Annotated in this window: 20 protein-coding genes and 4 tRNA genes; 11 read left to right on the forward strand and 13 right to left on the reverse strand. The window is 69.6% G+C overall.

Annotated features, from left to right (window positions below; translation table 11 throughout):
* The first annotated feature begins 22 nt into the window (after positions 1–22).
* A complete protein-coding gene (locus ACU6RU_RS07135) occupies positions 23–1351 on the forward strand; it encodes an aminotransferase class I/II-fold pyridoxal phosphate-dependent enzyme (RefSeq protein ID WP_446726205.1) in 1329 nt (442 codons plus the stop codon).
* 4 nt (positions 1352–1355) lie between these two features.
* Positions 1356–2207 carry a pyridoxal kinase PdxY gene (gene pdxY / locus ACU6RU_RS07140; protein WP_446726206.1) on the forward strand — a complete coding sequence of 284 codons (852 nt, stop codon included), beginning with the start codon at positions 1356–1358 and terminating at the stop codon, positions 2205–2207.
* Between the two features lie 6 nt (positions 2208–2213).
* Here pdxY and ACU6RU_RS07145 read toward each other — a convergent pair whose 3' ends face one another.
* From ACU6RU_RS07145 to thrS, 3 genes are all read right to left on the reverse strand, one after another.
* Positions 2214–2801, reverse strand: a complete 588-nt coding sequence (locus tag ACU6RU_RS07145; protein WP_446726207.1) for a hypothetical protein — start codon at positions 2799–2801, stop codon at positions 2214–2216.
* Between the two features lie 89 nt (positions 2802–2890).
* Positions 2891–3448, reverse strand: coding sequence for an HIT family protein (locus tag ACU6RU_RS07150; RefSeq protein WP_183045270.1), 558 nt, complete (start codon positions 3446–3448; stop codon positions 2891–2893).
* Positions 3445–5481 carry a threonine--tRNA ligase gene (thrS, locus tag ACU6RU_RS07155; protein WP_120262840.1) on the reverse strand — a complete coding sequence of 679 codons (2037 nt, stop codon included), beginning with the start codon at positions 5479–5481 and terminating at the stop codon, positions 3445–3447. Before thrS ends, ACU6RU_RS07150 begins: the two co-directional genes overlap by 4 nt.
* Before the next feature lie 198 nt (positions 5482–5679).
* Between thrS and ACU6RU_RS07160 the strand changes: the two genes are divergently transcribed.
* The gene (locus tag ACU6RU_RS07160) at positions 5680–6840 is read left to right on the forward strand and encodes an SLC13 family permease (RefSeq protein WP_446726316.1); all 1161 of its coding nucleotides are present in this window, start codon (positions 5680–5682) and stop codon (positions 6838–6840) included.
* 42 nt (positions 6841–6882) lie between these two features.
* Here ACU6RU_RS07160 and ACU6RU_RS07165 read toward each other — a convergent pair whose 3' ends face one another.
* From ACU6RU_RS07165 to ACU6RU_RS07185, 5 genes are all read right to left on the reverse strand, one after another.
* Positions 6883–7539: a DNA alkylation repair protein gene (locus tag ACU6RU_RS07165; RefSeq protein WP_446726208.1), complete on the reverse strand. Its 657-nt coding sequence runs from the start codon at positions 7537–7539 to the stop codon at positions 6883–6885.
* Positions 7536–8042, reverse strand: coding sequence for a glycine cleavage system protein R (locus ACU6RU_RS07170; RefSeq protein ID WP_289331296.1), 507 nt, complete (start codon positions 8040–8042; stop codon positions 7536–7538). Before ACU6RU_RS07170 ends, ACU6RU_RS07165 begins: the two co-directional genes overlap by 4 nt.
* A gap of 80 nt (positions 8043–8122) precedes the next feature.
* Positions 8123–8194: transfer RNA gene (locus ACU6RU_RS07175), tRNA-Val, on the reverse strand.
* A gap of 27 nt (positions 8195–8221) precedes the next feature.
* Positions 8222–8292 (reverse strand) — tRNA-Cys (locus ACU6RU_RS07180).
* 55 nt (positions 8293–8347) lie between these two features.
* Positions 8348–8419: transfer RNA gene (locus tag ACU6RU_RS07185), tRNA-Gly, on the reverse strand.
* A gap of 152 nt (positions 8420–8571) precedes the next feature.
* On the opposite strand from ACU6RU_RS07185, the gene ACU6RU_RS07190 reads away from it, so the two are divergent.
* From ACU6RU_RS07190 to ACU6RU_RS07200, 3 genes are all read left to right on the forward strand, one after another.
* Positions 8572–8648 (forward strand) — tRNA-Val (locus ACU6RU_RS07190).
* 217 nt (positions 8649–8865) lie between these two features.
* On the forward strand, positions 8866–9201 hold the full coding sequence (locus tag ACU6RU_RS07195) for an ArsR/SmtB family transcription factor (protein WP_446726209.1): 336 nt from the start codon (positions 8866–8868) through the stop codon (positions 9199–9201).
* Entirely contained in the window at positions 9198–10394 is a 1197-nt protein-coding gene (locus ACU6RU_RS07200) for an MFS transporter (RefSeq protein ID WP_289331294.1), read from the forward strand. Before ACU6RU_RS07195 ends, ACU6RU_RS07200 begins: the two co-directional genes overlap by 4 nt.
* Positions 10395–10453: 59 nt before the next feature.
* Here ACU6RU_RS07200 and ACU6RU_RS07205 read toward each other — a convergent pair whose 3' ends face one another.
* The 4 genes from ACU6RU_RS07205 to zapE all read right to left on the reverse strand — a co-directional run bounded on the left by ACU6RU_RS07205 (position 10454) and on the right by zapE (position 14597).
* Positions 10454–11188 carry a VIT1/CCC1 transporter family protein gene (locus ACU6RU_RS07205; RefSeq protein WP_120262846.1) on the reverse strand — a complete coding sequence of 245 codons (735 nt, stop codon included), beginning with the start codon at positions 11186–11188 and terminating at the stop codon, positions 10454–10456.
* 141 nt (positions 11189–11329) lie between these two features.
* Positions 11330–11893, reverse strand: coding sequence for a type II toxin-antitoxin system PemK/MazF family toxin (locus tag ACU6RU_RS07210; RefSeq protein ID WP_446726210.1), 564 nt, complete (start codon positions 11891–11893; stop codon positions 11330–11332).
* 241 nt (positions 11894–12134) lie between these two features.
* A complete protein-coding gene (locus ACU6RU_RS07215) occupies positions 12135–13403 on the reverse strand; it encodes an ammonium transporter (RefSeq protein WP_120262848.1) in 1269 nt (422 codons plus the stop codon).
* A 165-nt stretch (positions 13404–13568) separates the two neighbouring features.
* The gene (gene zapE, locus ACU6RU_RS07220) at positions 13569–14597 is read right to left on the reverse strand and encodes a cell division protein ZapE (RefSeq protein WP_120262849.1); all 1029 of its coding nucleotides are present in this window, start codon (positions 14595–14597) and stop codon (positions 13569–13571) included.
* Between the two features lie 33 nt (positions 14598–14630).
* Here zapE and ACU6RU_RS07225 point away from each other — a divergent pair, with 33 nt between their 5' ends.
* A complete protein-coding gene (locus ACU6RU_RS07225; RefSeq protein WP_259455195.1) occupies positions 14631–15338 on the forward strand; it encodes a dihydrofolate reductase family protein in 708 nt (235 codons plus the stop codon).
* On the opposite strand, the gene ACU6RU_RS07230 is transcribed toward ACU6RU_RS07225, so the two are convergent.
* Positions 15292–16512: an alpha/beta hydrolase family protein gene (locus ACU6RU_RS07230; protein ID WP_120262850.1), complete on the reverse strand. Its 1221-nt coding sequence runs from the start codon at positions 16510–16512 to the stop codon at positions 15292–15294. The two genes, ACU6RU_RS07225 and ACU6RU_RS07230, sit on opposite strands and share 47 nt — an antisense overlap.
* A 25-nt stretch (positions 16513–16537) precedes the next feature.
* Between ACU6RU_RS07230 and ACU6RU_RS07235 the strand changes: the two genes are divergently transcribed.
* The 4 genes from ACU6RU_RS07235 to ACU6RU_RS07250 all read left to right on the forward strand — a co-directional run bounded on the left by ACU6RU_RS07235 (position 16538) and on the right by ACU6RU_RS07250 (position 21763).
* The gene (locus ACU6RU_RS07235) at positions 16538–17128 is read left to right on the forward strand and encodes a DUF3000 domain-containing protein (RefSeq protein ID WP_120262851.1); all 591 of its coding nucleotides are present in this window, start codon (positions 16538–16540) and stop codon (positions 17126–17128) included.
* On the forward strand, positions 17121–18317 hold the full coding sequence (locus tag ACU6RU_RS07240; protein ID WP_120262852.1) for a ribonuclease D: 1197 nt from the start codon (positions 17121–17123) through the stop codon (positions 18315–18317). The genes ACU6RU_RS07235 and ACU6RU_RS07240 overlap by 8 nt, the downstream gene beginning before the upstream one ends.
* 72 nt (positions 18318–18389) lie before the next feature.
* Positions 18390–19607, forward strand: coding sequence for a thiolase family protein (locus ACU6RU_RS07245; RefSeq protein WP_120262853.1), 1218 nt, complete (start codon positions 18390–18392; stop codon positions 19605–19607).
* An 11-nt stretch (positions 19608–19618) separates the two neighbouring features.
* On the forward strand, positions 19619–21763 hold the full coding sequence (locus ACU6RU_RS07250) for a 3-hydroxyacyl-CoA dehydrogenase NAD-binding domain-containing protein (protein WP_446726211.1): 2145 nt from the start codon (positions 19619–19621) through the stop codon (positions 21761–21763).
* The last annotated feature ends 29 nt before the right edge of the window (positions 21764–21792 follow it).

The raw sequence follows: 21792 nt of genomic DNA on the forward strand, positions 1-21792 counted from the left end.
CATCCGACATAAGATCGTCTCGATGACTTCCCGCGACACGATCACCGGACGCACGGCGGGCGAGATCGCCGACAGTGTCCGGATGCTGCTCGAGCGCGGCGCCCTGCGCTCCGATGACGCCCTGCCGCCCGTACGCACGCTCGCCGAACAGCTCGGCGTGAACCGCAACACCGTCGTCGCCGCCTACCGCCTGCTCGCTCAGGCCGGGGTCGTCGTGGCCCGCGGCCGCGGCGGAACGCGCATCACCGAGGTCTCCCCCGTCGCCGCCGAGGGCGTCGCCGCCGACACGGTGCTGCGCGACGTCGGGTCGGGCAACCCGGACCCCGCACTCATCCCCGACCCGAGCCGGGTGCTCGGCCGGGTCGCCGGCCGCCCCGTCCTGTACGGCGAGCCGGTCATCGACGAGGGTCTCGCGGCCTGGGCGAAACGGTGGTTCGCCGCCGACTCACCGGCCGAGGCCGACATCCACCTCACCGTCACCGGTGGTGCCGTCGACGCCGTCGAACGGCTTCTCGCGCAGGCGCTCACCCGCGACGACGCCGTCGCCCTCGAAGACCCGTGCTTCCTCGCGAGCATCCACACGGTCCGGCTTGCGGGCTACCGGGCGATCCCGGTTCCCGTCGATGACGAGGGGATGACGGTCGACGGGCTGCGAGCAGCGCTCCACGCGGGTGCTCGGGCCGTCGTCATCACCCCGCGGGCGCAGAACCCCACGGGGTCGAGCCTGTCGGCCGAACGCGCCGCAGCCCTGCGCGAGGTCCTGAGCGACCACCCGTATGTCCTCGTGATCGAAGACGACCACTTCTCGCTCCTGTCGACCCAGCCCTACCGTTCGATCATCGGCGAGCGCCACGAGCGGTGGGCTCGCGTGCGCTCGGTGTCGAAATTCCTCGGGCCCGACATGTGCCTCGCGGTGACGGCATCCGATCCCACGACGGCCGAGCGTCTGGCACTCCGTCTCGGCTCGGGCACCACCTGGGTCAGCCACCTGCTGCAGCGCCTCACCCATGCCCTCGTGTCCGATGCGACCGCAGTGGCCACTATTGCGGCGGCACGCGCGCACTACGCCGACCGCAACTCCACCTTCGCCGCCGAGCTCACACGCTCAGGGCTGCCGTGTGCACCGGGTGACGGGCTCAGCCTCTGGGTCGAAGTGCCCGGTACCGCCCGCTCCGTCGCCGACGCACTCATGCGTCGGGGGTGGCTCGCCCGCACCGGCGACGAGTTCCGGCTGTCCGACGACGCGCCGTCGCGCCACCTGCGCCTCACCGTCCACGATCTGAACGACGCCGACGCCGCGCTCCTCGTGCAGGACCTCGTCGCATCCGCCCTCCCCTCTCGAAAGGCATGACCCCATGAAGGTGCTCTCGATCCAGTCGGCCGTCGCATACGGACACGTCGGCAACTCCGCGGCGGTGTTCCCCCTGCAGCGCATCGGCGTGGAGGTGATGCCGGTCTACACGGTGAACTTCTCCAACCACACCGGCTACGGCGCCTGGGGCGGCCCGATGATCAGCCCCGACGACGTCCGGGCCGTCATCGCGGGCGTCGAGGATCGCGGGGCTTTTCCGCAGATCGACGTCGTCCTCTCGGGCTACCAGGGCGGCGAGGGCATCGCCGATGTCATCCTCGACACCGTCGCGCGCGTCAAGGCGGCGAACCCGGATGCCGTCTACGCGTGCGACCCCGTCATGGGCAACGCGAAGTCGGGGTGCTTCGTGGCGCCGGCCATCCCCGTGCTGCTGCGCGAGCGCGTCGTGCCGGCGGCCGACATCATCACACCGAACCAGTTCGAGCTCGGTTTCCTGACCGAGACCGACCCGAGCGACCTCGACTCGACGCTCGCCTCCGTCGACGCCGCCCGCGCGATGGGACCGCGCACGGTGCTCGTCACGAGCGTGGAGCGCCCGGAACGCACCGAGGGCACGATCGAGATGCTCGCGGCCGATGACACCGGAGCCTGGATCGTCCGCACGCCCCACATCCCCATGAAGGCGAACGGCTCCGGCGACGTCACCGCCGCCCTGTTCACCGCCCACTACCGCAGCACCGGCTCGGCGGCCGAGGCGCTCGCGCGCACCACCTCGAGCGTCTTCGACCTGCTCACGCGCACGCATGAGTCGGGCGAGCGCGAGCTCCAGCTCGTCGAGAGCCAGGAGGCGTACGCTCACCCGCGCATGCAGTTCACCGTCGAGCAGGTGCGCTGAGCGGGCTCAGTAGTCTCCCCCGGCCTCGGTCCATGCCTGCTCCCACTGCGAAGCGTCGTCGGGGCAGAGGAATCGCGTACCGAACACCATGATGCTCACGGCGCCCTCGCGGGACGCGTCGTCGACGGCGAGGCTCTGGATGAGCGGCGACGTCACGACGTGCGTGCGGAACGAGGACACGTCGATCTCGTGACCGTTGAGGATCGACGTCTCGCACGCGTCGAGCCCCAGGGCGAGGGTCACGGTCTCGGCCTGTTCCGACCACTGTCCGCCGTTGGCTTCGAGATGCGCGCGCTGCTGTGCGACGAGCTCCTGCTGGGCCGGTGTCTTCGCTGTCAGGGTGGGCTGCCCCACCGGCTGTTGCTGGGCGTCGATGAAGGCGTCGCGCTCGGCGAGGACGTCGCCGCCCACCGTCGCATCATCGCCGGCGCCAGGCGTCTCGGCAGCGCTCGACCCCGACGCCGAGACCGTGGGAGTCGGCCCGGGACCTGAAGAGGCGTCATCGGCTGCGGGGGTGCAGCCGGCCAGGGCGATCGCCCCGACCAGGGCCGACACAGCCAGAATGACGGCGCGCGGACGAGCGTTGATCGACATGGAGCCTCCTCGGTGAGCCGTCAGGCTATCGGCAGCGCGTCATCCCGCGCCGGGGCTTGCGCTCTCGGGGCAGATCTCGGTACGAGCTGTCAGTCCGTCGGCCAGGCGGTCGCGACGGCCTCTCGAACCTCGCCGAGCAGCTGCGGCAGCGCCTTCGTCCTCGCGATGATCGGGAAGAAGTTGGCGTCGGTCGCCCACCGGGGCACGACGTGCTGGTGAAGGTGCCCGTCGACACCCGCACCCGCGACCGCACCCTGGTTCATCCCGAGGTTGAAGCCGTCGCACCGCGACACCTCGCGCAGGACGCGCATCGCTGTTTGGGTCAGCTCGCCGATCTCGGCCACCTCCTCGGGCGTCGCGAGGTCGTACGTCGGAATGTGCCGGTACGGGCAGACGAGCAGGTGGCCGGAGTTGTACGGGAAGAGATTCAGCAGCACGTAGGCCGTGCGCCCCCGCGCGACGATGAGACCGTCGGCATCCGACTTGCCGGGAGCCGCGCAGAACGGGCACTCGTCGCGAAGCGGCTCGGGCCCCGCCTGGATGTACGCCATCCGGTGCGGGGTCCACAGTCGCTGGAACTCGTCGGGCACCCCGGCCAGGTGCGCGGCGTCCTCGACCGGGCGCGGGGTGTCCGACGAACCGGTCACGCGAGCTGCTCCGCAGTGGTGAGGTGCTCTGCGGTGTCGACCAGGGTGCGGTTCGCGATAGCCGCGAGGATGCGCTCCACGGCCTGGTCGACGGGCACACCGTTGGTCTGCGACCCGTCGCGGAAGCGGAACGACACCGTGCCGCCGGCGCGGTCCTGCTCGCCGGCGATGAGCTGCAGCGGCACCTTCTGGGTGGTGTGGGTGCGGATCTTCTTCTGCATCCGGTCGTCGGAGCGATCGAGCTCGGCGCGGACTCCGGCCTTGCGCAGACGAGAGACGATCTCCTGCAGGTACGGCGCGTAGTCGTCGGCGACGGGGATGGCCACGACCTGTACCGGCGCGAGCCAGACCGGGAACGCACCGGCGTAGTGCTCGAGGAGGATCGCGAAGAACCGTTCGATCGACCCGAACAGTGCGCGGTGGATCATCACGGGGCGGTGCTTCTCGCCGTCGGGACCCGTGTACTCCAGCTCGAACCGCTCAGGCTGGTTGAAGTCGAGCTGGATGGTCGACATCTGCCAGGTGCGGCCGATCGCATCGCGGGCCTGGACCGAGATCTTCGGTCCGTAGAACGCAGCTCCGCCGGGATCGGGAACGAGCTCCAGCCCCGATCCCTCGGCGACCCGGCGCAGCGTCTCGGTCGCCTGCTGCCAGAGGGCGTCGTCGCCGATGAACTTCGGGTTGCCCTCCTCCTTCGTCGACAGCTCGAGGTAGAAGTCGTTCAGCCCGTAGTCGCGCAGGGTCTGCAGCACGAACTCCAGGCTGCGGACGAGCTCGTCCTCGACCTGGTCGGGCGTGACGTAGATGTGGGTGTCGTCCTGGGTCATGCCCCGCACCCGGGTGAGCCCCGAGAGGGTGCCGCTCTTCTCGTAGCGGTAGACCGAACCGAACTCGCTCAGGCGCAGGGGCAGCTCACGGTAGCTGCGACCGCGCGATCGGAAGATCAGATTGTGGAAGGGGCAGTTCATGGGCTTGAGGTAGTACTCCTGCCCCTGCCGGGTCACGTTGCCCTCGGCGTCGACGATCTCGTCGAGCTTCATGGGCGGGTACATGCCGTCGGCGTACCACTGCAGATGCCCGCTCGTCATGAACAGGTCGCCCTTGGTGATGTGCGGGGTGTTGACGACCTCGTAGTCGTTCGCGAGCAGCTGCTCGCGCATATAGCGCTCGATCTCGTACCGGATGATGCCGCCCTTGGGGTGGAACACCGACAGGCCGGGCCCGATCTCATCGGGGAACGAGAACAGGTCGAGCTCGACGCCGAGCTTGCGGTGGTCGCGCCGCGCCGCCTCGGCCAGGCGCTCCTGGTACGCGCGCAGCTCGTCCTTCGAGGGCCACGCGGTGCCGTAGATGCGCTGCAGCTGCGGGTTCTTCTCGCTTCCGCGCCAGTAGGCGGCGGCCACCCGAGTCAGGTCCCAGCCGTTGCCGACCATGCGGGTACCGGGCACATGGGGTCCGCGGCACAGGTCCTTCCACGCGGTCACGCCGTCGCGGGTGACGTTGTCGTAGATCGTCAGCTCACCGGCGCCGATCTCGGCCGAAGCCCCCTCCGCTGCGTCAGCGCCCGATCCGGGCCCGCCCGCGAGGTCGACGAGCTCGAGCTTGAACGGCTCGTCGGCCAGCTCGGCGCGGGCCTCGTCCGCGGTGACGACCCGGCGGACGAACCGCTGGTTCTCGCGGACGATCCGCTCCATCTCCTTCTTGATCGACTTGAGGTCCTCGGGAGTGAAGGGCTCGTCGACGCCGAAGTCGTAGTAGAAGCCGTCCTCGATGGGCGGGCCGATGCCGAGGTTCGACTGCGGCCGGATGCGCTGGACAGCCTGCGCCAGCACGTGCGCGGTCGAATGGCGGAGGATCGCGAGGCCGTCGGGGCTCGACACGGTGACCGGCTCGACGGCATCCGTCTCGGCCACGACCGTCGCGAGGTCTTTCAGGTCGCCGTTCACGCGCAGGGCGACGACGGAGCGATCGGGGAAAAGGGCGAAGCCGTCGGCGGGGTACGACACGTCCGACGGGGAAACGACGTCAGTCAAGGGAACATCTCCAGATGGGTGGCTCGGATCAAGGCTACTCAGCTTCGGACGCACGCCGCGTCCCGCCCGCTCAGGCCGAGAGCGTTCGGCCGGCGGCGACGAAGCGAGTGAGCACACGGGCTCCGATCCGGCGTCGTTCCATGCATCGATCCTACTCGTGGGCGTCAGCGGCTTCGGGGTGGGCTCCGAGGGCGCATGATGGATGCCGTGAAGCTCGCCATCGCCGGGGCCGCACTGCTGCTGGTGGCAGCGGGTGCGGTGGTCTTCGGCGTGCTTCCCCCGGACGATCTCGTAGGAATCGCCGAGCGTGTCGCCCCGATCCTGGCTTTCGTCGTCGCCGTCACGATCGTGGCGGAACTCGCCGCGAAGGCGGGGGTGTTCGACGTGGCCGCCGGGTGGCTCGCGCACGCCTCGCGCGGGCGGACCACGCTGCTGTGGCTCCTCGTGGTGGCGCTCGCGGTCGTCGCGACCGCATTCCTGTCGCTCGACACCACCGCCGTGCTGCTGACGCCCGTCGTCGTTGCAGTCGCGCGCGCGAACGGGCTTCCGCCGCTCCCCTTCGCTTTCACGACCGTGTGGCTGGCGAACACGGCGTCGCTCGTGCTGCCGGTGTCGAACCTGACGAACCTGCTGGCGCTCGGCCGGCTTCCCGAGGGCGGACCGCTCGCATTCGTCGCGCTCATGGGGCCGTCGGCGGCGGTGGCGATTCTCGCGACAGTGGCCCTGCTGTTCGTGATCCACCGGCGATCGCTCGTCGGCCGCTTCGACCCCGCGCCCGTGCCGCGCGTGATCGACCGGGTGCAGCTGGTTGCGGCATCCGTCGTCGTCATCGCGCTCATGCCGGCCCTCGTCAGCGGACTCGAGCCGTGGATCCCGGCGACGATAGCCGCGATCCTCCTCGTCGGCCTCTTCGCGTGGCGGTCACCCCGTGCACTGACGGCTCGGCTCGTCCCGTGGCAGCTGCTCGTGTTCGCGGCGGGCCTGTTCACCGCTATGGCCGCGCTCGAGTCGCTCGGATCGGCAGCGGTCGTCTCGGTCATCGCGGGCGAGCCGGGCGGACCGCTCGAGCTGTGGCGCATGGCCGGCACCGCCCTCGTTGCGGCCAACACCGTCGACAACCTGCCCGCCTACCTGCTGCTCGAGTCGGCGGCGGGGACGCCGGAGCGACTCGGCGCACTGCTCGTCGGAGTCAACGCGGGGCCGCTCATCACCCCGTGGGCCTCGCTCGCGACCCTGCTCTGGCACGAACGCTTGCACGCGGTCGGCGTCGACGTCCCGTGGCGGCGCTTCATCCTGTGGGGGCTCATCGCCGCGCCACTCATCGTCGGACTGTCGGTATTGCCGCTCGCCCTGCGATGAGCCCTCCCGGCGGCGGTGCCGGTCAGAGCCGGGGGGTGCTGGTCACAGGCGCTTGAGCGCCTCGCGCCTGCTGAGGCCGGTCACTCCCCGCTCGTCGACGAACGCGCGCACCCCGTCCGGGTCGACGCGCGCGCGCTCGCGGAGCGCCCATCCGATCGCCTTGCGGATGAAGTACTCCGAATCGGCGAGGTTCGGGACGATGACATCCGTGAAGAGCTGCACATCGAAGCCGGAGCGCCGCGTCAACTGGGAGAGGATCGCGACCCGCCGTATCCAGAGATCGGCATCGCGCGCCCACGCCCGGATGACGGGCGCGATCTGCTCGGGATGGGCGACGAGCAGATCGCGGACGCGCCCGCTCAACTCGTCGGTGATGTCCCACCACTGCCCCGTTCGCACCATGTGCTCGATGAGAGGCAGCGACTCCCGTGCGCCTCGAAGCGGCGGCAGCGCCAGCAGCGCCATGGCCGCATAGCGCTCCTCCCGGTGGGAGGCCTCGTCCCAGAGGGTCCGCGCGGCCGCGCCGAGCGCCGCGGCATCCGACTCCCCCGCCCCGAGCGTTCGAGCGAGCCGGCGAACCTCGGGAAGACGAATGCCGAGGAAGGGCATCGACGACTTCATGTAGGCCTGCTGCGCGGGTGCTCGTTCCGGCTGCGCCGCGGCTTGCAGAGCGCGGCGGATGTCGTCGACGAGGGTCACGCGAGGGTGAGGTCGACCTGGATCTCGCCGGCGAGGCGCTCGAGGTCGGCCACGACCTCGGCGGCGTCGAACTCGGCGGGGAGGCGCACCACGAGGGTGGCCTCGAAGAGCGTGCCACCCGCCATCGGGGCATCGAGGGTGCGGCTGGTCAGGGCGTCGATGCTCAGGGCGTGAGCACCGATCGCATCGCTGACCTCGCGGACGATGCCGGGGCGGTCGTTGCCGAGCACGGTGAAACGCAGCACCTGTCCGCTCGCGACGACGGGAGCCAGCGGCTGGTGCGTCGTGATGCGGAGCAGACCGTCGAGGCGCTCGAGCGCCTCGACGAGACCGGCTTCGCGGTCGGCGGGCACGTCCACGAGCACGATGCCCGCGAAAGCACCGGCGAGCTCCGCGAGTTCACTTCGCTCCCAGTTCCCGCGATGCGCCGCCACGGTGTCGGCGAGTGTGCGGACGAGTCCGACCCGGTCGTCTCCGACCACGGTGAGCACGAGCTGAGTCATGGCGCCGAGCCTAACCGGCGGGCGGGTTCACCCTGCCGGTAAACGACAAAACCCCCGGTGAGACCGGGGGTTTTACTCGGTGCGCGATACTGGGATCGAACCAGTGACCTCTTCCGTGTCAGGGAAGCGCGCTACCGCTGCGCCAATCGCGCCTATACAGGCTGTTCAGTTATGAGGCGAGGTGGCGACGGGATTCGAACCCGTGTAAACGGCTTTGCAGGCCGGTGCCTAGCCGCTCGGCCACGCCACCGTGTGTGGTTCTGACCCACGTGCCGGATCACCCTGACGGGAGATCCTCGCACTCGAGCGGATGACGAGATTCGAACTCGCGACCCTCACCTTGGCAAGGTGATGCGCTACCACTGCGCTACATCCGCATTTCGTTCCGGATCGCTCCGGCACTTGTTAAACATTAGCCGACGATCGCGCGAGTGCAAAACCGGCGGCGCCCCGCGCGTGTCTCACCTCCGCGTACGGGAACCGCCGCAGCATCCGGTATGCTCGTGTCTCGGCCCTCACGGGCCAGCACGGGCGATTGGCGCAGTTGGTTAGCGCGCTTCCTTCACACGGAAGAGGTCGTGGGTTCGAGTCCCGCATCGCCCACCATCCCGCCCCGGTCCTTCGACCGGGGCGGTTTTCGTTGCCCCACGCCCTCTTGCAAGCTAAGCCCCGCACGCCGAGCACGCACCGTCGCCGCGAGCACGCACCGCGGATCATGCACGCTCGCGGCATCCGTACGTTCTCGCCGCGTACGGGATTGCAAACGTGCGAGATTTATCGAATGATGATCGTTCGACAGATCTCGAACAGTTGGAGGGCGAGCATGTCTCCGCGCACCTACGAACACCCCGACACCGACGACATCGCGATCCCCCGCGTGCTCTTCGCGTTGAGCGAGCCGCTCCGGCTCGACATGGTGCGGAGTCTCGCTGAACGGGGCGAGGTCGACAGCATCGAGCTCGGCCCCGATCTCCCCCGTTCGACCCTCACGCATCACACCAGCCTGCTTCGCGAGTCCGGTGTCGTGTTCGTCCGCGCTCAGGGGCGCAAGTGCCTCATCCGGCTTCGCGACGGCGACCTGCAGTACCGCTTCCCCGGGCTGCTCGACAGCGTTCTCGCCGCGTACGGCGAAGACCTTGGCTCTGAGGCGGAGGCGTGATCCGCCGCGTCTGGCCCCTCGTCGTCGCCGCTGTCGCGCTCGGCGTCGATGCATATGTCCTCGCCGGCGTGCTTCCGCAGATCGCCACGTCGCTTCAGACGACCGTCGCGGCGATCGGGCTGGGCGTCGCGACCTTCACAGCCGCGTATGCCGTCGCGGGGCCACTGCTGTCGAGCCCTCTCGCACGCCGTGGTGCCGCCCGAGCCCTCCTGTGGGCACTGGGGATCTTCAACGCGGGGAATCTCGCGACCGCGCTGGCACCGGGAATCGAGGTGTTCCTCGCCTCCCGCGTCGTCGCCGGCGCCGGAGCAGGTGTTCTCACCGCCATCGCCACAGCGACCGCCGCCGCGATGGTCGAGAAACACGACCGCGGGCGGGCAATGTCGATGGTGACCTTCGGGCTGTCGACCGGCACCGTCGCAGGAGTGCCCCTCGGGATGGTCATCGGACAGAGCGCGGGATGGCGATGGACGATGGGCCTCGTCGTTGCCATCGGGGTGCTCGGCATGGTCGCGCTCGCAGCTCGCGCGCGCCGATTGCCCGGGCTGGTCACCGCGGCGGGCGGCGGGGCCTTCCGCGTTCTCCGTTCTCGACGCATCGCGGTGGGGATCACAGCGGCATTCCTCCTCGGGACGGCCAGCCTGGGCCTGTACACCTACCTGATGCCGATGGCCGAGGCCGGCGGCCTGGCCGAGTGGGGCTTCGCGCTCGTGTGGGCATGGGGCATCGGCGGGGTAGCCGGATCGGCGGTGATCGGTCGACCGCTCGACAGGTTCGGGCCCCGGCCGTTCCTCATCGTCCTGCCGACACTGCTGATCGCGAGCTTCGCGACGTTGTGGCTCGCCGATTCCCCCGTTGCATGGATTCCTGCCGCAGCGGTGTGGGGCGCCGCGGGATGGGCATCGGTGCCCACACTCCAGCAGGCGCTCACCAAAGACCGATCCGATCAGGCGATGCCGATCATCGCGTTCCAGATGGCCGCGATGTATCTCGGTGCGTCCGCGGGCTCGGCACTCGGAGGCGCGCTGCTCGCCGCAGGCGTCGACGCAGCCGATCTCGCCGCGGCCGCCGGCATCCCCGCCGTCCTGGCACTCGCTCTCGCCGCAACACTCGCCGCCTGGACCCGCCAGATTCGCGCTTTCCGGCCGGAACGACTCGCCGACAACGCACCCTCACCGCGAACGTACACCTGAGCCAGTGCGTGCTCGCGGCGCGCGTGCGTGCTCGAGGCCGATCACCGCCGCGGGCCAGCTCAAACGGCGCCGGAGACGCCCAACAGAGAGCCCACGGTGAACGTCGCGATCAGTGCGAGCGCGCCGCCGACCACGATCCTCACCATGGGGCGGAGCGGGGGGCTGTCGCCGAGCCGGGCGCTCAGGTAGCCCGTCAGAGCGAGGGCGATGAGGACGGCCGCGAACGTGACGGGAACCCGGATGTCGGCGGGCGGCAGGAGGATCGCGAGAAGCGGCAGCAGCGCACCGATGGTGAACGCCAGCGCGCTGGCACCGGCGGCGGCCAGGGGGCTGACGACCTCGTCCTCGGTCAGCCCGAGCTCCGCCTCGAGGTGCGCGGCGACCACATCATGCTCGGTCAGCTCCTCGGCCACCCGGCGAGCGGTCTCCGGAGAGAGGCCGCGTCTCTCGTAGAGGCCCGCGAGCTCGATGAGCTCGGCCGCAGGGTCTTCGACGAGCTCACGGCGCTCCTTGGCGATCATGGCGCGTTGACTGTCGCTCTGGCTGCTGACCGAGACGTACTCTCCGAGCGCCATGGAGATCGCGCCACCCACGAGACCCGCGATACCCGCCGCGAAGATCGGGGCGGTCTCCGATGTCGCGCCCGCGACACCCACGACGAGGGCCGCGGTCGACACGATGCCGTCGTTCGCGCCGAGGACACCGGCGCGCAACCAGTTCAGCCGCCCCGACATCGACGCCCCGTGAGGCTCCCCCGCGTGCGCCCCCGGCGCTCCCGATACCGATCCACTCATGACGTCATGAAACCACCCGGACACCGGTCGCGGCAGGCCCCCAACCGCACGAGGACGCACTCTCGCCACGAAAGCGCACGCCGGGCGGTACGTGCTCACGTCGACGGTGCGCTCTCGGCGCAGCCGCCCGGGTGCGGGCCGTCAGCCGGCGGCGCGCCAGCCGTAGCGCTCGGAGAGAGACTGTGCGACTCGGCGGTAGGTCGCGCGGTCGAGCGCGCCGGCCGTCCGGCGGATGCCGCTCGTGGGCACGAGATAGATCTGGTCGACGTCGAGCCACGACGGACGTCGCTCGCGGTCCCAGTCCCCCGTGCCGAGCGGGATGTGGTCGCGTTCCCCGTCGTGCGGCTTGCTCGTGAGCTTCATCGCCCAGCTCCGGTCACCCTCGGCGTGCGCGAGCACGAGCAGCGGTCGGTCCTTGCCGCGCGCGGCATCTTCCGCGTACGGCACCCACGCCCAGACGATCTCACCGGGATCGGGGTCAGTGCCCGGTCGGGGCTCGTAAGCCAGACGCAGGCCGCGAGCATCGGGCAGAGCCACCTCGATGACGGATGCCGCAGTCCCGGCCGCTTCGCGCGACGCAAGGCGTCCGCCGCCGCGGGGCGGCGTGCCGGTGCTCGCGCGGGGCCGCGTTCCGGTAGGGCGGGATGAACCATCCGCCGTCCGGCGCGGACGCAGCAGATCCCACACTCGTGAAAGCACACCCATGCGCCCAAACTAACCCAGCGCCTGGGGCGGGCCGTCCCGTTTCCCCTACCGGCTCACCTGGCAGCTGACGCCCGTTCACCCCACGCGAAGCGGCGTCGCCTGCCAACTGAACGCTGCAGCACGGAACGCTGCAGCACGGAACGCCGCAGCGACGCACACGGCCCCCACCTCGGGCACACGCGAGGCGGGGCACCACGAATCACTCCGCGATGCCCCGCCCGGGCTGAGATGCGAGGCCTGATCAGACCTTCGCGTCGGAGAGGGTGTAGCCGACCTCACCGTGCATGACGGTGTCGATGCCGGCGATCTCGTCCTCGTTCTTCACACGGAAGCCGATGGTCTTCTCGATCGCGAAGCCGATGATGAAGGCCAGCACGAAGGAGTAGACGAGAACCGCGAGAGCGGCGATCGCCTGAACGATCAGCTGGCTCGCGTCGCCACCCATGAACAGGCCGGTGCCGTTGGCGAAGAAGCCGAGGTACAGCGTGCCGATGAGACCACCGACGAGGTGGATGCCGACGACGTCGAGCGAGTCGTCGAAACCGAGCTTGTACTTCAGCTCGATCGCGAGGGCGCAGGCGGCACCGGCGATGAGGCCGAGCAGGATGGCCCAGATCGGGTCGACGGAGGCGCAGGCCGGGGTGATCGCGACGAGGCCGGCGACGGCACCCGAAGCGGCGCCGACGGACGTGGGCTTGCCGTCCTTGATCTTCTCGACGAGGAGCCAGGCCAGCAGGGCTGCGGCCGGAGCGGCGATCGTGTTGATGAACGCGAGCGCGGCCGTGCCGTCGGCGGCGAGCTCGGAGCCGGCGTTGAAGCCGAACCAGCCGAACCACAGCAGACCGGCACCGAGCAGGACGAACGGCGGGTTGTGGGGAACGTGGACGCCCTTCTGGAAGCCGACGCGCTTGCCGAGCACCAGGGCCAGGGCGAGAGCGGCGGCACCGGCGTTGATGTGCACGGCCGTTCCGCCGGCGAAGTCGATCGCGCCGACGCCGAAGACGTCCTGCAGACCCTTGGTGATCCAGCCGCCGTACTCGAACGAGCCGTCGTCGGCGAGGCCGAAGTTGAAGACCCAGCTCGCGACCGGGAAGTAGACGATCGTCGCCCAGACGCCGGCGAACAGCATCCACGCGCCGAACTTGGCACGGTCGGCGATGGCGCCGGAGACGAGCGCGACGGTGAGGATCGCGAAGGTGGCCTGGAAGCACACGAAGGCCATGGGCGGGAAGGCGGCGTCGTCGGGCGTCTCGAGCAGGCTGCTCAGACCGATGGCGCTCCAGTCGATCGACCAGGGGGCGACGGTCCCCTCAGCGCCGGGGAAGGCGATGGCGTACCCGAAGAGCACCCAGAGGACGCCGATCAGGCCGAGTGCGCCGAAGCTCATCATCATCATGCTGATGACGCTCTTGGCCTTGACGAGACCGCCGTAGAAGAATGCGAGTCCTGGCGTCATCAGCAGGACGAATGCGGCCGCGATGAGTATGAATGCGGTGTTGCCTTGATCCATCTCGAAGGGAACCTCTCTGCAGGGACGCAGGTGTAGCGTCGGGTCCCCTCAGTGTCGAGGCCGCCAGTTTCCCCAGACGGCGCAGTCGTGTTTCCGATCGGTTACGCGACCGCTCCCCCGGTAAACATCAGGTTTCCGCGGGCCGCGCGAACCCTCGACGAGTGCTCAGGAATGGGTGAGAGCCACCAGGCGCGAGATGGCGCGCAGGTATTTCTTGCGGTATCCGCCGCCGAGCATCTCGTCGCCGAAGACCTCGTCGAGAGGCCGGCCGGTCGCCCGAATCGGGATCTGCGCGTCATAGGCGCGGTCGACGAACGCGACGAAGCGCAGCGCCGCCGATTGGTCCGTCAGCTGCGTGACGTCGCGCAGCCCGATCGTCGAGATGGCGTCGACGAGACGGATGTAGCGCGACGGGTGCACGGTCGCGAGGTGCGCGATGACGTCGGAGAAGGCATCGTCCGAGACGAGGCCGGAGGCGGCAGCGTCCGCGATCTCGGACTCGTACTGTTCGGGGGCCAGCGCGACCGCGTGCCCGTCCACGGCACGCTGCCGGTAGTCGGTGCCGTCGATCCGGATCGTCTGGAAGCTCGCCGACATCGCATGGATCTCGCGCAGGAAGTCCTGGGCCGCGAAACGCCCCTCGCCCAGCGCGTTCGGCGGAGTGTTCGAGGTCGCTGCCAGACGCGTGCCCGACGCGACGAGTTCGCCGAGGAGCCGCGTCATGACCATCGTGTCGCCCGGGTCGTCGAGCTCGAACTCGTCGATGCAGAGCAGGTCGGCCCCCCGCAGCAGCTGGACGGTGTTCTGGTAGCCCACGGCTCCCACGAGCGCGGTGTACTCGATGAACGAACCGAAGTACTTCCGGCGAGCCGGCATCGCGTGATAGATCGCGGCGAGCAGGTGGGTCTTGCCGACACCGAATCCGCCGTCGAGATACACGCCGGGCTTCGTCTCCGGCGCCTTCTTCGCGCGGCGGAACAGCCCCCCGCGTGCGACGGGCGCACCGCCGCCGGCGAAGGTCTCGAGCAGGTCCTTCGCCTCCTGCTGGGACGGGTACTGCGGGTCGGCCCGGTAGGAGTCGAATGTCGCCGCGTCGAACTGCGGCGGCGGCACGAGGGCGGCGAGCATCTCGGTGCCGCTCACCTCGGGACGACGGTCGCTGAGGCGCAGGATTCCGGCGGATGTGCTCGTCACGGATCAACCCTAACCGCGTGAAAGGATGACGCCGTGCGTGTGAGCGAGATGCTTCCGGAAACAGGTGAGAGCGCCGATTCCACCACGGATGTCGGACGAGCCTGGCTCGCTCGACGCTACCGGCGAGCCCCGGGCGGCTACGTCCGCCTGAACATGGTCACCACCCTCACCGGGTCGGCCTCCGGGGGCGATGGGACGAGCGACACCATCACGAGCCCGACCGACCGCAGCATCCTCGGGATCATCCGCCGCGATGCCGACGTCGTGGTGGTGGGGGCTGAGAGCGTCCGCGCCGAGGGTTATGTCGTCCCGCGCACCGCGGCTCTCGCGATCGTCTCGCGGTCGGGTCGACTCGACGGGCACCGCCTCGCGGGCGCCGACGCCGACCGGGTGGTGCTGGTCGTCCCCGACGGCGTGGTCGCCGATGCGCCCGCCGGTGTCTCGGTCATCACGGCCGGTCCCGGTCCGGACCTCTCGCCCGCCCGAGTGATCGATGCGCTGTCGTCGCGTGGATGGCAGCGGGTCGTCTGCGAAGGCGGCCCGACGATCGCCGCGCAGTTCCTCACCGCGGGTGTCATCGACGAGATCTGCTTGACCATCGCGCCGCGGATCGGGCCGGTGCGGCATCCCGTCCTTCCCGTGTCGACGGACGTGTCGACGCGGGTCACGGGTGCGCTGATGGATGCTGCGGGCTTCAGCTATCTGCGGCTGAGCGTCGACGCCCGAGCCATTCGCGGATGACCGTGGTCCACCGCTCAGGGTCGTAGTTCCACAGCTTCGTGTGGCGGGCGGTCTGGAAGATCTCCAGCTCGACGAGGTCGGGACGCGCCTCGGCCAGCTGGTACGACGCATCCGCGGGAACGAAGCCGTCGTCGTCGCTGTGGAGGATGAGGATCGGATGCCGCAGCTCGCGCGCACGTGCGACGACGTCGAGCCGGTCGAACGGGATCGGCGTGTTCAGTCCGACGACCCGCGAGCCCCACGCGCTGTCGAGTGCCCGGACGGCGGTGGTCGCGACGGGGCCGGGGATGCGCAGCAGCTGCGCCTGGTAATCGAGCACGATGCGCCAGTCGATCGCCGGCGATTCGAGCACGACCCCGGCGATGATGTCGCGGTGGGCCGAGTTCAGAGCGACCTGGAGCGCGATCGCGCCTCCCATCGACCATCCCATGAGGAAGATCCGCCGCGCACCACGGCGACGGGCCGCCCCGATCGCCGCATCCACGTCGCGCCATTCGGTCGCGCCGAGCATGTATGTTCCTGATCGGCTGCGCGGTGCCTCACCGTCGTTCCGGTACGACACCAGCAGCGACGAGACGCCGGCGGCGTGGAACACCGGGACCGCGCGGAGCGTCTCCGCCCGAGTGGTGCCACGTCCGTGGATCTGGATGACCCAGGTGTCGCTCGGCTCACCCGACGCGTCGGCGGCGGGGAAGAACCAGGCCGGGCAGGGCCCGAGCGGCGATCCGACGAGCTCGGATCGATAGGGCAGATGCAGCTCGGCGGGATCGGAGTAGTACCAGCCGCTGAACGCGGCAGCAGCCGAGAGCCGGTCATCCGTTCCGATCTCGGTCAGCAGCTTGCGCTTGACCGAGGTCTCGTCCTGAGCCAGCACCGCGCCGACCTTGACGTAGGACGCTGTCCCCGTCGTGAAGAGCCCGTAGCGTCCGGGCAGCTCGGTGTCGGCGTTCCGCGAAAGCGTGAGGGTCTGAGCGGCCACATCCACGGCCAGGAGATCGGTGTCGGGCACACGGCCGGCGGGAGTCACGACCTTGCGGGCGACCCGCATCGACACCGTTCCGAGCGCTGCCAACGAGATTCCGAGAGCTCCGGCGAGTGCCGCGATCGTCGTCTTCGCGGCGGCGGCTGCTGCGGGAGATGCGCCCGCAGCCCCGGCGCGCCTGGAACCCATCATCGAGGCCTCACTCTAGTCTGTCGACGTGGCCGATTCCCGTCCTCCCGCCGACGCGACGGCATTCGTCATCGCTCGCGAGGCGGTGCTGACGATGACCTTCCGCGACGACCTCGTCGTGCGCGAGATCCCCGCGCCGACCGGACTCGCGCCGGAATCCCTCGCGCTGGCGGGTGATGTGCGGCCCGAAGAGCATGCCGTCGACTCCCCGTACGGCACCGGGCGGATCGTCGTCCTCCACGACGAGGACGAACCCGACGCCTGGGGTGGCCCGTGGCGCATCGTCGCGTTCGCCCAGGCACCGCTCGAGCCCGAGATCGGCGTCGACCCGCTCCTGGCTGAAGTCGCCTGGTCGTGGCTCATCGATGCGCTCGACCACCGCGGCGCCTCGTTCCATTCCGTCTCCGGAACCGCGACGAAGACTCTCTCGCGCGGTTTCGGAAGCCTCGCCGAGGAGGGTGACGGTGCACAGATCGAACTGCGCGCCTCGTGGAGCCCCGTCGGCGACATCACCGCCCATATCGACGCCTGGGCGGAACTGACCTGCATGCTGGCCGGCCTGCCTCCGGGGTCGGAAGGCGTCGCCGTCTTCGGAGCACGCCGGGGGAACCGTGGCTGAATACACCGTCATCGCCGATGACGCCGGACTCGAACGCGCCGCGGAACTGCTCGCGGCCGGCGACGGCCCCGTCGCCGTGGATGTCGAGCGGGCGTCGGGCTTCCGATACTCGCAACGCGCCTATCTCATCCAGGTCTTCCGCCGCGGCGCCGGCGTGCACCTGTTCGATCCACCCGCGATCTCGACGTTCGCACCCCTCCAGGCCGCGATCGGCGACGTCGAGTGGGTGCTGCACGCTGCGAGCCAGGACCTTCCGTCGCTTCGCGAGGCCGGGCTCGATCCGAAGTCGATCTTCGACACCGAGCTCGCCGCACGCCTGCTCGGGCACGCGCGCGTCGGGCTCGGCGCCGTCGTCGAGGACACGCTGGGCATCGTCCTCGCCAAAGCTCACTCCGCCGCAGACTGGTCGACACGCCCGCTGCCGCAGTCGTGGCTCGAATACGCGGCGCTCGACGTCGAGCACCTCGTCGACGTCCGCGACGCGCTCGCCCTGGAGCTCGAGGCGCAGGGCAAGGTCGACTTCGCCGCACAGGAGTTCCAAGCGGTCCTCGATCGGCCGGTGAAACCGCCGCGCGAGGACCCGTGGCGCCGCCTCAGCGGCCTCCACACCATCCGGGGCCGCCGCGCACTCGCGGTCGCCCGCGCACTGTGGACCGCCCGCGAGGAGTATGCCCGCGAACAGGACATCGCTCCCGGCCGGCTCGTCCCCGATCGCGCGCTCGTCGCGGCGCTCGCGGCCGACCCGAAGACGAAACAGGACCTGGCGAAGGTCAAGGACTTCACCGGCCGCGCGAGCCGCTCGCAGCTCGACCGGTGGTGGGCTGCTTTCGAGGCGGGACGCGCCGAGCAGTCGCTGCCACCCGACCGCCTGCCCGGCGACGGCCTGCCGCCGCCCCGCGCATGGGTCGATCGCAACCCTCCGGCCGACGCCCGCTTGAAGGCGGCGAAACCGCTGATCGAGCAGCGCGCGGAAGAGTTGTCGATGCCGACGGAGAACCTGCTCACCCCGGAGCTGCTGCGCCGCGTCGCATGGGCGCCGCCCGCCGAGATCTCACCCGAGACCGTCGGCGATGCCCTCGCCGAGCTCGGAGCGCGCCGGTGGCAGATTGAGCAGACCGCACAGCTGATCGCTCAAGCCTTTGTGGATTCCGTGAACGGGGATGCCGCGCCGCCCTCGAGTGCTTCGTAGGTTCGACCCAACCGATTTTCCCGGCTTCCTCGGGTCCTTAGGCTGGACTCGATCCCATCTTCTGGAGGCAAAGTGGCCGAGATCTCGGACGTCTACTTCATCGACGGCATGCGCACCCCGTTCGGGCGCGCCGGCGAGAAGGGCATGTACTGGAACACCCGAGCGGACGACCTCGTCGTCAAAGCGATTCGGGGCGTGATCGAACGCAACCCCGATCTGCCGCTCGACCGGATCGACGATGTCGCGATCGCGGCGACGACCCAGCAAGGCGACCAGGGGTTGACCCTCGGCCGGACCGCGGCGATCCTCGCCGGGCTCCCGCAGAGCGTGCCGGGCTTCGCGATCGACCGCATGTGCGCAGGCGCGATGACAAGCGTCACCACGATGGCCGGCTCGATCGGTATCGGCATGTACGACCTCGCCCTCGCGGGCGGCGTCGAGCACATGGGCCGCCACCCGCTCGGCGGGGGCGACACCGATCCCAATCCTCGGTTCCTCACCGAGAAGCTCGTCAGCGCCGATGCGCTGAACATGGGCATCACCGCCGAGCGTCTGCACGATCGCTTCCCGGTGCTCACCAAGGAGCGGGCCGACCGCTTCGGCATGCGCAGCCAGCAGAAGGCACAGGCGGCATACGACGCCGGCAAACTCCAGCCCGACCTCGTTCCCGTCGCGGTCAAGTCCGCCGACGGCGCGTGGGGCCTCGCTACCGAAGACGAGGGGCGCCGGCCCGAGACCACCATGGAAGGCCTCGCGCAGCTCAAGACGCCGTTCCGGCCGCACGGCCGTGTGACGGCAGGTACCTCGTCTCCCCTGACCGACGGCGCGACCATCAGCCTTCTCGCCGGATCACGCGCGGTCAAGGAGCTCGGGCTCACCCCGAAGATGCGGATGGTGTCGTTCGGCTTCGCCGGCGTCCAGCCCGAGGTGATGGGTATCGGTCCGATCCCCTCGACGGAGAAGGCGCTCGCAAAAGCTGGGCTGACGATCGATGACATCGGGCTGTTCGAGCTCAACGAGGCGTTCGCGGTGCAGGTCCTCTCGCTGCTGGACCACTTCGGCATCGACGACGACGATCCGCGGGTCAACCCGTGGGGCGGTGCGATCGCGGTCGGTCACCCGTTGGCGGCATCCGGTGTGCGTCTGATGATCCAGCTCGCCGCCCAGTTCGCGGAGCGTCCCGACGTGCGCTACGGCCTCACCGCGATGTGCGTCGGCCTCGGCCAGGGTGGATCGGTGATCTGGGAGAACCCCCACTACACCGGCAAGAAGAAGACCGCGAAGAAGTGAGGCGCGCCGACATGACCTACGACGACATCGACTTCTCGCCCCTCGACGCCCTCACCGGCGACGAGGTCGTCACTCACTCGCTGGTGCGCGACGTCCGACTCGCCTCGGGCCGCACGCTCGCGCTCATCACTCTCGACAACGGCCGAGACCACACCCGCCCGAACACCCTGGGCCCGGCGACGCTCGCCGAGCTGGGCGGGGTGCTCGACGCACTCGCCTCCCGCGCAGCGGCGGGCGAGATCGATGCGGTCGGCATCACCGGCAAGCAGTACATCCTCGCTGCGGGAGCCGACCTGTCCGACGTCTCGCGACTGCCCTCGAAGGAGATCGCGAAGCTCGTCGCGCAGCGCGGGCACCAGGTGCTCGGGCGTCTGTCGAAACTGGGCGTGCCCTCCTTCGCGTTCGTCAACGGACTGGCGCTCGGCGGCGGCCTCGAGATCGCGCTCAACAGCACCTACCGGACGGTGGATGCCTCGGCCGCAGCGATCGCCCTGCCCGAGGTCTTCCTCGGCCTGATCCCCGGCTGGGGAGGCGCCTACCTGCTGCCGAACCTCATCGGCATCGAGAACGCGCTCGAGGTGGTCATCAGCAATCCGCTCAAGCAGAACCGCGTGCTGAAGCCGCAGCAGGCGTTCGATCTCGGCATCATGGACGCGATCTTCCCGGCGGTGAGCTACCTCGAGGACTCTCTCGCGTGGGCCGACCGCGTGCTGTCGGGCACTGTCTCGGTGACGCGGAAGAACGAACCCGGCAAGCTCGAGCGACTGACCAAATGGCCCATCGCCATCAAGGTCGCCCGCGGAATGCTCGAGTCGAAGATCGGCACCGTGCCGAAGGCGCCCTACCTGGCCCTCGAGCTGCTCGAGAAGGCGCGCAGCGGCTCGCGCGACGAAGGTTTCGCGCGCGAGGACCACGCTCTCGCCGAACTGATCTCCGGCGACCAGTTCGCCGCGTCGATGTACGCCTTCGATCTCGTGCAGAAGCGGGCGAAGCGGCCCGTCGGTGCACCCGACAAGGCGCTCGCGAAGAAGGTGACGAAGGTCGGCGTCATCGGCGCCGGTCTCATGGCCAGCCAGTTCGCGCTGCTGTTCGTCCGGAAGCTCCAGGTACCCGTGCTGATCACCGACCTCGACCAGGCGCGAGTCGACAAGGGACTCGCCTACATCCACGAGGAGATCGGAAAGCTCGAGGCCAAGGGACGCATCGACTCCGACACCGCAGGCAAGCTCCGCTCGCTCGTCCACGGCACCGTCGACAAGACCGAGTACGCGGACTGCGACTTCGTCATCGAGGCCGTGTTCGAGGAGGTCGGGGTCAAGCAGCAGGTGTTCGGCGAGATCGAGAAGATCGTCGCCGACGACGCGATCCTCGCGACGAACACGTCGTCGCTGTCGGTCGAGGAGATCGGTGCGAAGCTCGCCCACCCCGAGCGCCTCGTGGGCTTCCACTTCTTCAATCCGGTCGCGGTCATGCCGCTCATCGAGATCGTGAAGACGCCACAGACGACAGATGCCGCCCTGTCGACCGCTTTCGTCGTCGCGAAGGGTCTCGGCAAGAACGCCGTGCTGACCAAGGACGCGCCCGGCTTCGTCGTGAACCGCCTGCTGGCCAAGGTCATGGGCGAGGCTGCGCGGGCCGTCTACGAGGGCACACCCGTCGCCGATGTCGAGAGGGCCTTCGCGCCGCTCGGTCTTCCGATGGGACCGTTCCAGCTCATCGACCTCGTCGGCTGGAAGGTCGCCGCGCACGTGCAGGACACCATGACCTCCGCGTTCCCCGAGCGCTTCTACGCGAACGAGAACTTCCACCAGCTCGCCGAGCTTCCCGAGGTCGTCGAGAAGGACAAGGGCGGGCGCGTCACCGGCTTCACCAAGGCCGCGGAGAAGGTGGCGAAGAAGGCGACGGGTTCATCGCCGGTCGGAGCAGATACGATCCTCCAGCGCGTACAGGACGGCTTGGCGCAGGAGATCAATCTCATGCTCGACGAGGGCGTCGTCCCCGAGGTCGAGGACATCGACCTGTGCCTGATCCTCGGCGCGGGTTGGCCGTTCATCGACGGCGGGGCCTCGCCGTACCTCGACCGCGAGGGGGCCTCCGAGAGGGCTTTCGGCGACACGTTCCACCACCCGCCCATCCGCGGGATCGCGCACCGCTGACACCCGGCGCTGATCGTCGATCAGGGCCC

It is taken from the genome of Microbacterium sp. F1-18, from assembly GCF_052921305.1.